Here is a 12,385-nt window from a genome sequence, read left to right as displayed (position 1 = left end):
TCAGTCCCGCAGGAGAGCCCCGACCCGGCCCAACCGGTCGAGCCACCAGCGCTGCACGTCGGCGGGTGGTGTGGCCGCCGCGACCAGCGCCGGGTCGGGCTCCGGGGGCTTCGAGAGGACCGGCAGGAACCCCTGCTCGGGCAGCAGCGAGTCGGCGACGACGTCGCCGTCGAGCAGCGCCATCGTGCCCAGACCGCAGGCGAACGGCAGCTCCGGCAGCGCCCCGGCCAGCGCCAGCTGGGCCGATAGTCCGACGCTGGTCTCGACCGCGGAGGACACCACGCACGGCAGCCCGCAGGCCTCCGCGACCTGCAGCGCCCGGCGGACCCCGCCCAGCGGCGCCGCCTTGATGATCGCCACGTCGGCCGCTCCGGCGACGGCCACGCGCAGCGGGTCCTCGGCGCGGCGGATGCTCTCGTCGGCGGCGATGCGCACGTCGACCTTGCGCCGCACGGCGGCCAGCTCCTCGATGCTCGGGCACGGCTGCTCGGCGTACTCCAGGCCACCGGCGGCCTCGTCGAGCTCGCGGATGCGGCTGATGGCGGTGTCGACGTCCCACGCCGCGTTGGCGTCCACCCGGATCGCGCCGCCCGGCCCGAGCGCGTCGCGCACGGCCGCCACCCGCTCCAGGTCATCGGCGGCGGACTGGCCCGGATCAGCGATCTTGACCTTCGCCGTCCGGCACCCGGAACCGGCCACGATCTGCGCCGCCTTCTCGGCGGGCACGGCGGGGACGGTGCAGTTCACCGGGATGCGGTCCCGCACCGGTTCCGGCCACCGCTCACCGCAGGCCTCGAACGCGGCCTTCAACCACGGCACGGCCGCGGCGTCGTCGTAGTCCTCGAAGGGGCAGAACTCCCCCCACCCGGCGGGCCCGGACATCAGCACCCCGCGCCGCACGGTGATCCCGCGGAACCGGTTGCGCATCGGCAACGCGTACACCCGGACCGCATCCAACGCCGCAGGATCAAAGCTCGCCATGCCCCAATCCTTTCAGCCCGAACCCAACCCCGCGCCCCCGAGGGCGACGCGACGACGGCCACGTTCAGCACCGATTACCGCCGTATTCCGGAACCCGATTACGGCGGTAATCAGTGTCCCCTCGCGGGGGAGTGGGGTCGGAACCCGGATTACGCCGGTATTCAGGTGCCCGATTACCGGCGTAATCCGGTTCCTCCGGGATGTCGCTGTGGTTGTGAGGGGTCAGGCGATGCTGGGGCGGCCGAGGTCGAAGACGTCGACCTCGAAGCGGGCCCACTGCTGGCGGAGCGAGGTCACGCCGTGGTCGAGGATGTAGTTGAGCTCGCCGAGGGTGACCGGGAGCAGGGTGAACACCTGCAGCTGCTCGACCCCGTCCGGGTCGGTGAAGCGGGTGAACTCCGACGGGAAGATGGGGTGACCGCTGGCCAGGACGCCGTGGAACTCCGTGCCCGGCAGCAGCGGCTTCTCGTTCGGGATGATCTGGTCGGGCACCAGGAAGGTGCGCTGCTGCACCAGCAGTTCCGAGGTGAGGTCGACCAGGTGGCGGGCGGCCTCGGCCTGCTCCTTGTAGACCGTGCAGGCCAGCTCCTGCGCCGGTTCGGCGCCCAGCGGCTGGAACCGCAGGCCGCTGCTGATCACCGTCGTCAGATGGAGCTCTTCGAGGAAGAAGAACACCAGACCGTAGCCGCGGTTGCTGCCGTGCACGTTCGGCGGCTCAGCCCCGGTGGGCGTGCCGGCGTAGCGTTCGAGGTTCTCCGCGAGGCCGACGAAGCGGTGCGCACCGCCCATCGCCGGCCGTTCGTGCTCGGTTTCCATCCGATCTCCAGTGTCTTGCAGCTCAGACGCTGCGTTCGTTCATCGCAACGGTAGCTGCAAAGCAGCCGAACGCGGACCCCTTTTGAGTGACGGCTATCCGGGGCTCACCCGGAGTTCGTCCTCACCCTGCGTCCGGGAGGGCCGGGCCGAGCAGGTCATCGGCGTCCACGATCCGGTAGGCGTAGCCCTGTTCGGCGAGGAACCGCTGCCGGTGCGCGGCGTAGTCGGTGTCCAAGGTGTCGCGCGAGACGACCGAGTAGAAGTGGGCCTGCTTGCGTTCCGCCTTGGGCCGCAGCAGCCGTCCGAGCCGCTGCGCCTCCTCCTGCCGGGATCCGAAAGTGCCGGAGACCTGCACGGCGACCGAGGCTTCGGGCAGGTCGATCGAGAAGTTGGCGACCTTGGACACGACGAGCCGGTTGATCTCGCCGCGCCGGAACGCGTCGAAGAGCTCCTCGCGCTCCTTGTTCTTCGTCGACCCCTCCACGATCGGCGCGTCCAGCGCCTCGCCGAGCTCGTGCAGCTGCTCCAGGTAGGCGCCGATGACCAGCGCCGGCTCGTCCGGGTGCTGGTCGAGGATCGCCTTGACCACCGGGGCCTTGGTGCGCGCGGTCGCGCAGAGCTTGTAGCGGTCCTCGGCCTCGGAGGTGGCGTACTGCAGGCGCTCGTCGTCGGTGAGCGTCACCCGCACCTCGACGCACTCGGCGGGCGCGATCCAGCCCTGCGCCTCGATGTCCTTCCACGGCGCGTCGTAGCGCTTCGGGCCGATCAGCGAGAACACGTCGCCCTCGCGGCCGTCCTCGCGGACGAGGGTGGCGGTCAGGCCGAGGCGGCGGCGGGACTGCAGGTCAGCGGTCATCCGGAACACCGGGGCGGGCAGCAGGTGCACCTCGTCGTAGACGACCAGGCCCCAGTCGCGGGAGTCGAACAGCTCCAGGTGCTTGTACTCGCCCTTGGAGCGGCGGGTGATGACCTGGTAGGTGGCGATGGTGACCGGCCGGATCTCCTTCTTCTCACCGGAGTACTCGCCGATCTCCTCCTCGGTCAGCGAGGTCCGCTCGATCAGCTCGCGCTTCCACTGCCGGCCCGCGACGGTGTTGGTGACCAGGATCAACGTGGTGGCTGCGGCCTCGGCCATCGCCGCGGCGCCGACCAGCGTCTTGCCCGCGCCGCAGGGCAGCACGACGACGCCGGAGCCGCCGGCCCAGAAGGACTGCACGGCCTGGCGCTGGTAGTCGCGCAGGTTCCAGCCGTTCTGCTCCAGCTCGATGGGGTGCGCTTCGCCGTCGACGTAGCCGGCGAGGTCTTCAGCGGGCCAGCCGACCTTGAGCAGCATCTGCTTGAGGCGTCCGCGCTCGCTGGGGTGCACGACGACGGTGTCGTCGTCGATGCGGGCGCCCAGCATCGGGATGATCTTCTTGTTGCGCAGGATCTCCTCCAGCACCGCCCGGTCCACCGAGCTCAGCACGAGCCCGTGCGCGGGGTCGTTGACCAGCTGCAACCGACCGAAGCGACCCATCGTCTCGACGATGTCGACCAGCAGCGGCTGCGGCACGGGGTAGCGGGAGAAGCGCACCAGCCCGTCGACGACCTGCTCGGCGTCGTGCCCGGCGGCGCGCGCGTTCCACAGCGCCAGCGGCGTGATCCGGTAGGTGTGCACGTGCTCCGGAGCGCGCTCCAGCTCGGCGAAGGGAGCGATGGCGGTGCGCGCGTCGTCGGCGAGGTCGTGATCGACCTCCAGCAGCAACGTCTTGTCGGACTGGACGATCAGAGGTCCGTCGGTCAAGGTGAGCGCTCCCTCGGGTTCGGGTGGCATTTCCGCAGGTGATCGGCACAATTGGCGGCCACCGATCGGAGTCCCGGTCCAGTATTCCACTCGCCGGGCACCGCTCCCGCCGGGTCCGGACCGGATCGGCCGCTCGGTGCGGGCCTCGCCAGGGGGCAGCTCTGATCAGTACTGCCCGGCGACGAGGACATCGACCGCAGGCGGTTCTGACCAGAACTCCCAGGCGACGACGCACGCGGGTGGGGCGGTTGGGGGATTGTGGCGGCGGGGGTGCGGTGGGAGCGTTTCGTTGATCTTGTCCGGCTGTGAGGAGCGTCATGACCGTGGAGAACGCGGGGGAGAGGTTGCGGGAGCTGGAGGCGGGAGCCTCCCTGCCGGACGTGCTGGAGCTGTTCGACTCGCTGCCGCCGGTGCGGGTCGAGGAACTCGCCGGGACCTGGCGGGGCAACGGGATCGACACCAGCAACCCGTTCGACGGGCTGCTGGAGCGCTTCGGCTGGTACGGCAAGCGGTTCGGCGGCCCGGAGGACGCGCACCCGCTGCTGTTCTCGGCGCGCGGTGGCCGGGTGGTCAGCATCAACCCGGCCTTCATGCCGGTCGGGCTCATGCTCGGCATCGCCGACAAGCTCCACAACCCGGTCGTGGCGAAACTGTTCCGGCTGCTGATGCCGTTGATGACCACGGCGAAACCCCGCGCCAGGCTGCGGGTGGTCGAGTACCGGGGCGTGTCCTCGGCGGCGATGGTCTACGACGCGCTGCCGATCCACGACCCGTTCCGCAAGGTCGACGACGACACCCTGCTGTGCGCGATGGACCTGCGCGGCCTGGCCGAGCCGTTCATGTTCGTCCTTCGCCGGGATGCCGCCTAACCAGGTGTTTTCCCCGGCTGGGTAGATTGCTCCTGGCGAACAAGACCACGGAGGACCAGTGACCTACCCACCGCAACCGGATCCCCACGGTGCGCAGTCCGGCCCGTATCCGGGCGGTTGGCACACCGGCGGCCGCCCCGGCCCGCAGGGCTACCAGTACCCGCAGCAGGGGTCGGACGCGTTCTGGCGCCAGGTCGCGAACAACCAGCAGCCCCCGCCGCCGCGGAAGAAGCGCACCGGGTTGATCATCGGTCTCGCCATCGGCGGTGCGTTGTTGCTGGTCGGAGGCATCATCGCGGTCTCGCTCGCGGTGATCGCGAGCAACCGGGTCGAGGCGGGCGACTGCATGGCGCTGATCGACGAGCGCGGTGGCCGGATGGCCGCCGCCGACTGCGGCACGCCCGACTCCGACTACGAGGTCGTCGACGTCCAGGAAGGTCGCGGCCTCAACGGGTGCGGCGACGACTACGTCAACTACTCCGACGGCACCACCTACTGCGTCGTGCTCGACGTCAAGGCGGGCGACTGCCTGACGCCCTTCCAGCAGGACGAGTCGGTCCTGCCGCTCAAGATCGAGTGCTCGAAGTCGGAGGACCAGGTCACCAAGGTCGTCGGCGGGCAGGATCCGGAGTCCGCCTGCGGCGAGGACGAGGGCTACTACGTCTTCAGCCGGAAAACCGTCTGCTTCGGCGACGTCCAGGGCATCTAATCTTTACTACCGCTAATGAAGGCGGTCTGCTGTGATGTGACCGACCATCGTGGCGGCGAGGAGGCACTACCGACATGGACATCGGGGGCGAAATGGCTAGCGAGGATCGCACGGTCCGGGACATCACCCGGGGGTTGATGCGCGAGCTCGGGCTGACCACGGTCTTCGGCAACCCGGGTACCACCGAGGTCCCGTTCCTGACCGGCTGGCCCGACGACTTCCACTACGTGCTGGGCCTGCAGGAGTCCGCGGTGGTCGCGATGGCCGACGGCTACGCGCAGTCCCGCCGCGAACCGGTGCTGGTGAACCTGCACTCGGCAGGCGGGGTCGGGCACGCGCTGGGCGCGGTGTTCACCGCCTACCGCAACCGCACGCCGATGATCATCACCGCTGGTCAGCAGGCCCGCAGCCTGATGTTCGGCGAGCCGTTCCTGGGCGCCACCGAGGCGGCGAACTTCCCCAAGCCGTACGTGAAGTGGAGCTACGAGCCGGCTCGCGCCGCGGACGTCCCGGCCGCGCTGGTGCGCGCCTACCAGATGGCGACGACGCCGCCGTTCGGCCCGGTGTTCCTGTCCGTCCCGGCCGACGACTGGGACGAGCCCGGCGTCGAGGTCCCCGCGCGCCCGCGCACCCCGGGGTTCGCGCCCGACCCGGCCGCGGTCGCCGAGCTCGCCGAGGCGCTGCGCACCTGCCGGCGGCCCGCGTTCGTGGCCGGTCCGGCGGTCGACGCCGACGGCGTGGTGGACGAGATGGTGCGGCTGGCGGAGAAGACCAAGGCGGCCGTGTTCGTGCCGCCGATGTCGCCGCGCTGCTCCTTCCCGGAGGACCACCCGTGCTTCGCCGGGTTCCTGCAGCCCGAGCAGCGGCTGCTCAGCAAGGAGCTCTCCGATTACGACCTGGTCGTGGTGTGGGGCGCGCCCGCGTTCACCTACCACGTCTACCGGGGCGAGGCCGAGATCGCGCTGCCCGAGCTGTTCCTGGTCAACGACGATCCCGACGTGCTGGCGCGGGCCCGTTCCGGGCGCGGCGTGATGGGCACGATGGCGCACGCGGTTCCGCAGGTCAACGCGCAGCTCGACGACCTGGACCGGCAGGCGCCGACGACGATGGCGCGGCCGGAGAAGCCCGCGGCGACCACGCCGATGACCGCCTCCTACGTCTTCGACACCATCGTCGAGCAGCTGCCCGCCGACGCGGCCGTCGTGGAGGAGGCGCCGAGCCACCGCAACGACCTGCACGAGTACTTCCCGGTCCGCTCCACCGACGGCGGGTTCTTCACCGGTTTCTCCGGCGCGCTGGGCTACGGCATCGGGGCTGCGGTCGGCGTCGGCATGGCCGACCCGGCGCGGCGGACGGTGGCGCTGCTGGGCGACGGTTCCAGCATGTACGGCATCCAGTCGTTGTGGACGGCCGTGCGCGAGCAGGCCCCGGTCACCTTCGTGATCATGGACAACTCGCGGTACGCGGCGGTCGCCGTGCTCGGCGAGGCCGCGGGCGGCAGCAAGCTGCCCGGCGTGGACCTCGGCGGCATCGACTTCGTCGCGCTGGCCACCAGCCTCGGCTGCCCGGCCAAGCTCATCCAGACCCCGGAGGAGCTCTCCCAGGCCCTCCCGGAGGAGTTCGCCGGCAAGCAGGGCCCGAGCCTGCTGCACATCAAGGTCGACCCGGGCCAGCGCTTCCTCTACTGAGGCGCGAAGAAGGGGCGGTCCCGACCCGGGACCGCCCCTTCTTCGCTGCTCACATGGCCTGAGTGGTCTCCGCCGCCGAAGCGGGGGCGGCACCCGCGCTCTTGACGTCGAGGAGGCGGGCCACCTCGCTGCGCAGGTGCACGAAGGTCTCCGACTCGCGCGTGGTGATCTGGTCGCGCTCGCTGCCGAGCGGGATCTCCAGGTCCTTGACGATGGTCGCCGGGGACTTCGACAGCACGAACACCCGGTCGGCGAGGTAGATGCTCTCGTCGATGTCGTGGGTGACCAGCAGGACCGTGCTGTCGAACTGCTTGCGCACCCGCAGCAGCAGGTCCTCCAGCTCGAAGCGGGTCTGGGCGTCCACCGACGCGAACGGCTCGTCCATCAGCAGCAGCGCCGGCCGGCAGGCCAGGGCGCGGGCGATCGAGACCCGCTGCTGCATGCCGCCGGAGAGCTGCCACGGGTACTTCTTCGCCGCACCCGACAGGCCGACCCACTCCAGCACCTCGTCGGCGCGCTCCCGGCGCTCGGCGCGGCTGACGCCGCGGGCCTGCAGCGGGAACTCGACGTTGGCGCGGACCGACTTCCACGGGAACAGCGAACGGCTGTAGTCCTGGAACACCACGGCCAGGTCGCTGGGCACGCCGTCGACCGGCTCGCCGTGCAGCTTCACGTCGCCGCTGGTCGGCTTGATCAGACCGGAGATGCCTCGCAGCATGGTCGACTTGCCGCAGCCGGACGGGCCGACGATGCACGCCAGCTCACCGGTGCGGACCTCGAAGGTGAGGTCGGCGATGGCCTGGTGCCCGTTCGCCCCGCCGTAGCGGTGACCGAGTCCGGAGACTTCCAGCATCGTGTTCGTTCGGGTCATTGGTCAGCCTCCGACAACTTGGTCCGCCGACGCCTGCGAGGGCTGCCAGCTCAGCGCACGGCGTTCCACCACGAGCAGCAGGGTGTTCAAAACGTATCCGAGGACGCCCAGCAGGACGATTCCCGCCCACATCGCCGGGAAGTCGAACTGCCGCTGGTCGAACATCAGCTGGTAGCCGATGCCGTTGGTGGAGCCGACCAGCTCCGAGACGACCATCAGCACCAGCGACAACGACAGGCTAACGCGCAGTCCGGCGAAGATCTTGGGCGTCGCGGCGGGCAGCACAACGCCGGTGATCCACTGCGCGCGGGGGATCCGGAACGAGCGCGCGGTGTCGATCTTGACCTGGTCCACCGAGCGGACGCCGTCGACCGTGTTGAGCAGGATCGGCCACACGACGCTGAACACGATCACGGTGATCTGCATCGACGAGCCGATGCCCAGCAGCACGATGAACACCGGCACCAGCACCGGGGACGGGATGGCGCGCATGAACGCCATCAGCGGCCCGACGAAGTCCAGCAGGTGGCGGGAGCGGCCGAGCAGGGTGCCCAGGGCGACGCCGATGACCGCGGCCAGCACCCAGCCCAGGGCGACCCGGCCGAGGCTGGCGAGCAGGTCGCCGGTGGCCTCGGTGGTCAGGAACAGCGACTGCGGCGGCCCGGAGAACCACTTCCGCCCGGCCGTGGCCAGGATCTGGCTCGGCGACGGGAAGAATGGGTGCTGCGCGAGCCGCGTCACCAGTTCCCACAGCAGCACGACGATGATGAACACGAGCCATTGGCGGAGAAATCCACGCGTCTTGTTCACAGCGCACCCCGCAGCCGGACGTTGAATTCCAGTGAATTCACGATGTCAATTCCCGGGAAATTGTGAACGCCGGGAAAATGAAGGCCGATCACACCGCCTCCCGATCAATCGCGCTCCACGCGAGACCGCGCTTGTGCACCGTTTCCAGCGCCTCGTTGATGAGGTAGCCGACGATGCCCGCGACGATCGTCCCGGCCAGCACCAGGTCCATCCGGCCGGCGCCGGTCGAGGCGTCCAGCACGAAGCTGCCCAGCCCGGACCCGCCACCGGCCAGGAACTCGGTGCTGACCACCAGGATCAGCGCCACCGAGGCCGACATGCGGATGCCGGTGAGCACGAACGGCGCGGCGTTGGGCAGCAGCACGGTGAACATCGTGCGGGCCCGGCCGAAGCCGAAGGACCGCGCGGTGTCCACCATCACCGGGTCGACCTCGTCCAACGCGTAGATCGTGTTGAACAGGATCGGCCAGACCGCCGCGTACACCGCGAGCGTGATCTTGGTTTCCGGCCCGGACCCGACCAGCACGATGGCCAGCGGGATCAGCGCCACCGAGGGGATCGGCCGGAGGAACTCGATGATCGCCCGGGTGGCCACCCGGATGCTCCGCACGCTGCCCAGCAGCAGGCCGGCGGGCACGGCGATGGCGATCGAGATGCCCAGCGCGATGGCCCAGGCCAGCACGCTCGCGATCAGGTCGAGCAGGAAGGAGGGGTCGCCGAGCAGCTCGACGAACCTGGTCAGCACCACCGTGGGCGGTGGGAAGTACTGCGGGTCGACGAGCCCGGACCTGCTGAAGGCTTCCCACAACAGCAGGAAGCCCAGCAGTCCGAGCAGACCCCGGAGTGTTCTGGTCATGTCCCGATCAGCTCTGCGGCGGCTGAATGATCATGCTCGCCACGTCGACGTCCTTGTTGATGTAACCGAATTCCAGCATCAAACGAGGAACGCGCTGCAAGCGGGTGGCGTCTGCGCGGGCGTTCAATTTCAGCAATGTGATGATGGACGCAGTTTCCTTGTCGATTTTGGCGAACTTGGGCAGCAGCGGCTCGATCTTGGCCCGGTCCTGCGCCTCGGACACCGAGGCGGTCATCGCACGCTGGAACGCCGCGACCGTCTTGGGGTTCTTGTCGGTGAACTCCGCGTTGGAGACGTAGCCGCCGAGCGGCAGGTCCTCGAGCGGGCCGGTGGCGGTGTCGAGCACCGGCACGGCATCGGCGTCGCGCGCGGCCAGCGTCAGGAAGGGTTCGACGACGAACGCGGCGTCGACCTGGCCGGTCTTGATGGCGTTGGGCATGTTGATGAAGCCCAGCGGCATCAGCTGCGCCTTGTCGTAGGGCACGTTGTTGGCCTTCATCGCGGCCTTGACCATCAGCTCCGAGATGGTGCCGGGTCCAGAGATCGCGATCCGCTTGCCCGCCAGGTCCTGCGCGGTGCGCACCTTGGAGTTCGGCCCGGACATGATCAAGCAGCTGTTGGGCACCGCGGACATGCAGTCGGCGACGATCTTGAGGTTGGCCACGCCCTTGGTTTGCGCGGCGAAGATCGGCACGTAGCTGGAGAAGGTGATGTCGTAGTCGCCGCCGATGGTGCTGTTGAGCGCGGCACCGCCGTCCGAGGCGGTGACGATCTCGACGTCGAGGCCCTCGCGCTGGAAGTGGCCGGCCTCCACGGCCAGGTGCAGGGGGGCGAGCTCGGCGGTGGGCAGCGCGCCGACGCGCAGCTTGGTCTTCTCCACCTGGCCGTTGCCGGTCGACTGCTGCGCTCCGCCCAGCAGCCCGCACCCGCTGGCTCCCATCAGCGCTCCCGCCGTGGCCGCACCTCCGGCGAGTTTGAGCAGGTCTCGACGGGCTAACGGGCGGTTCTTGGGACGCATTTCGTTTCCTCCTGGCATGGCGGGGTCTGGCCCGTGCGGGCCGGCTGGAGCGACTTGCGTGGACCGAGGCCGCGGCCGGGAGGCGGTAGTTCGTGCGCTGCGGGTTCCGGGGCGATGGCGACCGCTGTGCACGTCCCGCGTCCTCCGGATCACCGGCTGCATCGGTGCCTGCAGAACTCTAGAGACCTGATCAGGAGGCGACAACACGCCGTAATGGGCTCGTTGCGGCCATTACTCGAACATGTGTCACTGGTCACGTCATTGGCGAAAGCAAAGAACACGAAGCGTGGCTTCCGCATCGCGTTCGAGTGGCCCTGCGTCAACAACGGCAATGACACGGATGCCGATGTGACAAAAGCCGCAGATGGTTCGAAACGGACGAACCATCTGCGGCTTCTCGAGCGTCGTGGCGGATTCCGGACAACTTCAGGGCATCGAAGGGTGTTCCCGACCGGCGTTTCGGCGGAGGAGGACCGGCGCCGGGCTCATCCGCCGGGCGGACCGTCGCTCAGCCCTGCGGCTGAGATCAGGCCGGGGTCGGCGGGACGATCATCTTCGCGACGTCGACCTCGTTGTCCAGGAAGCCGAAGTCCTTCATCAGGCGCGGGACCCGCTGCAGACGCGTGGCGTCGGCGCGCGAGTTGAACTTCAGCAGCGAGATGATGGCCGCCGTTTCCTTGTCGATCTTGGCGAACTCCGGCAGCAGCGGCTCGATCTTGGAGCGGTCCTGCGACTCGGCCACGGCCCGGTCCATCGCGCGCTGGAACGCGGCCACCGTCTTGGGGTTCTCCTGCACGAACTTGGCGGTCGCGCCGTAGCCGGTCAGCGGCAGGTCCTCGAGCGGGCCGGTGTTGGTGTCGGCCACCGGGACCGCGCCGCTGGCGCGCGCGGCCTGGGTCAGGAACGGCTCGGTCAGGATCGCGGCGTCCACCCGGCCCTGCTGCAGCGCGGCCGGCATGTTGATGAACGGGATCGCGGTGAACTCGGACTTGGAGAAGTCCACGCCGTAGGCGCGCATGGTCGCCTTGACCAGCAGTTCCGAGATGGTGCGCGGGCCGGAGATGGCGATGGTCTTGCCCGCCAGGTCCTGCGGGGTGCGCACCTTCGAGCTCGGCGAGGTCATGATCGTGGTGGTGTTCGGCGCGCCCGCTCCGCAGTCGGCCACGATCTTCAGGTCGGCCACGCCTCGGGCCTGAGCTGCGAAGAAGGGCACGTAGCTGGCGTAGGTGATGTCGTAGTCACCACCGATGGTGCTGGTCAGGGCCGCGCTGCCGTCGGAGGTCGTGACGATCTCGACGTTGAGGCCTTCCTGCTGGAAGATCCCGTTGCGCACCGCCAGGTGCAGCGGCGCGAGGTCGGTGACCGGCATCGCGCCGACCTTGAGGTTGGGCTTCTCGAGCTGTCCGTCGCCACCGCCGGCCGACTGCGAACCGCCGAGCAGCCCGCATCCGCTGGCGCCCATCAGCGCCCCTGCGGTTGCTGTGCCACCTGCGAGTTTGAGCAGCCCTCTCCGCGACATAGCGCGACTGGCCAGGGTCATCGAGTCCTCCTTGCGAACGCACGACATGGCGCGCCGAGGAGCGTGCACTCCGCCGGCTCGGCGCGGACAACCCCGCACAGGGTCCCGCAGGTGCGTCTGTGCACTGTGGACTTGGCCACGACCTTCGATGGAGCGCGCCGGAGCGGGCCGGGCCTCATAATCGACGGTCGTGACGGGTGGGGCGCAAAAAGGACTGTAAAGGTTTGAACTATCGGCTTACAACTAGGCGTAACTAAGTACGGGTCACACGTTCGGCCCAGCTGTTGTCCACAGCACTCTTAAGGGTGACGGACACCCATATTGGGGGCCTGACTTGTGACGCCGGGTTAAGTATAGTCTCGCCCGTCGAGGTGACCGGCCTCTTGCTTCGGGGGAATGCACGTTGTGACCAGGGAGTGTGATGGCAAGCCCGGCTGACAGAGTCGGGGTCTGCGGAAACTCGAT

Annotated in this window: 11 protein-coding genes; 3 read left to right on the top strand and 8 right to left on the bottom strand. The window is 69.2% G+C overall.

Translation table 11 applies throughout. From position 1 onward, the window contains the following. The 3 genes from R4I43_RS17975 to R4I43_RS17965 form a co-directional block, all read right to left on the bottom strand. Entirely contained in the window at positions 1-981 is a 981-nt protein-coding gene (locus tag R4I43_RS17975; protein WP_324266794.1) for an o-succinylbenzoate synthase, read from the bottom strand. 222 nt (positions 982-1,203) lie between these two features. Further along, positions 1,204-1,797, bottom strand: coding sequence for a suppressor of fused domain protein (locus tag R4I43_RS17970; protein ID WP_324266793.1), 594 nt, complete (start codon positions 1,795-1,797; stop codon positions 1,204-1,206). Between the two features lie 121 nt (positions 1,798-1,918). After that, the gene (locus R4I43_RS17965; protein WP_324266792.1) at positions 1,919-3,580 is read right to left on the bottom strand and encodes a DNA repair helicase XPB; all 1,662 of its coding nucleotides are present in this window, start codon (positions 3,578-3,580) and stop codon (positions 1,919-1,921) included. A 317-nt stretch (positions 3,581-3,897) separates the two neighbouring features. Between R4I43_RS17965 and R4I43_RS17960 the strand changes: the two genes are divergently transcribed. The 3 genes from R4I43_RS17960 (at position 3,898) to mdlC (ending at position 6,846) form a co-directional block, all read left to right on the top strand. Further along, positions 3,898-4,449 carry a DUF4334 domain-containing protein gene (locus R4I43_RS17960; protein ID WP_324266791.1) on the top strand — a complete coding sequence of 184 codons (552 nt, stop codon included), beginning with the start codon at positions 3,898-3,900 and terminating at the stop codon, positions 4,447-4,449. A gap of 58 nt (positions 4,450-4,507) precedes the next feature. Continuing rightward, positions 4,508-5,158: a hypothetical protein gene (locus R4I43_RS17955; RefSeq protein ID WP_324266790.1), complete on the top strand. Its 651-nt coding sequence runs from the start codon at positions 4,508-4,510 to the stop codon at positions 5,156-5,158. Between the two features lie 92 nt (positions 5,159-5,250). Then, entirely contained in the window at positions 5,251-6,846 is a 1,596-nt protein-coding gene (gene mdlC, locus R4I43_RS17950; protein WP_324266789.1) for a benzoylformate decarboxylase, read from the top strand. A 49-nt stretch (positions 6,847-6,895) separates the two neighbouring features. Here the strand turns inward: mdlC and R4I43_RS17945 are convergent, their stop codons facing one another. The 5 genes from R4I43_RS17945 to R4I43_RS17925 form a co-directional block, all read right to left on the bottom strand. Next, entirely contained in the window at positions 6,896-7,717 is an 822-nt protein-coding gene (locus tag R4I43_RS17945) for an ABC transporter ATP-binding protein (RefSeq protein WP_324266788.1), read from the bottom strand. 3 nt (positions 7,718-7,720) lie between these two features. Continuing rightward, on the bottom strand, positions 7,721-8,527 hold the full coding sequence (locus tag R4I43_RS17940; protein WP_324266787.1) for an ABC transporter permease: 807 nt from the start codon (positions 8,525-8,527) through the stop codon (positions 7,721-7,723). 88 nt (positions 8,528-8,615) lie between these two features. Then, positions 8,616-9,383, bottom strand: coding sequence for an ABC transporter permease (locus R4I43_RS17935; RefSeq protein ID WP_324266786.1), 768 nt, complete (start codon positions 9,381-9,383; stop codon positions 8,616-8,618). A 7-nt stretch (positions 9,384-9,390) separates the two neighbouring features. Next, positions 9,391-10,401, bottom strand: a complete 1,011-nt coding sequence (locus tag R4I43_RS17930; RefSeq protein ID WP_324266785.1) for an ABC transporter substrate-binding protein — start codon at positions 10,399-10,401, stop codon at positions 9,391-9,393. A gap of 526 nt (positions 10,402-10,927) precedes the next feature. Next, entirely contained in the window at positions 10,928-11,941 is a 1,014-nt protein-coding gene (locus tag R4I43_RS17925) for an ABC transporter substrate-binding protein (protein WP_324266784.1), read from the bottom strand. Between the last annotated feature and the right edge of the window lie 444 nt (positions 11,942-12,385).

The organism is Saccharopolyspora mangrovi (assembly GCF_035320975.1).
Taxonomy (GTDB): Bacteria; Actinomycetota; Actinomycetes; order Mycobacteriales; family Pseudonocardiaceae; genus Saccharopolyspora; species Saccharopolyspora mangrovi.
The sequence above is the reverse complement of the archived record's forward strand: the minus strand, read 5'-3'. Positions and strand labels throughout refer to the sequence as shown.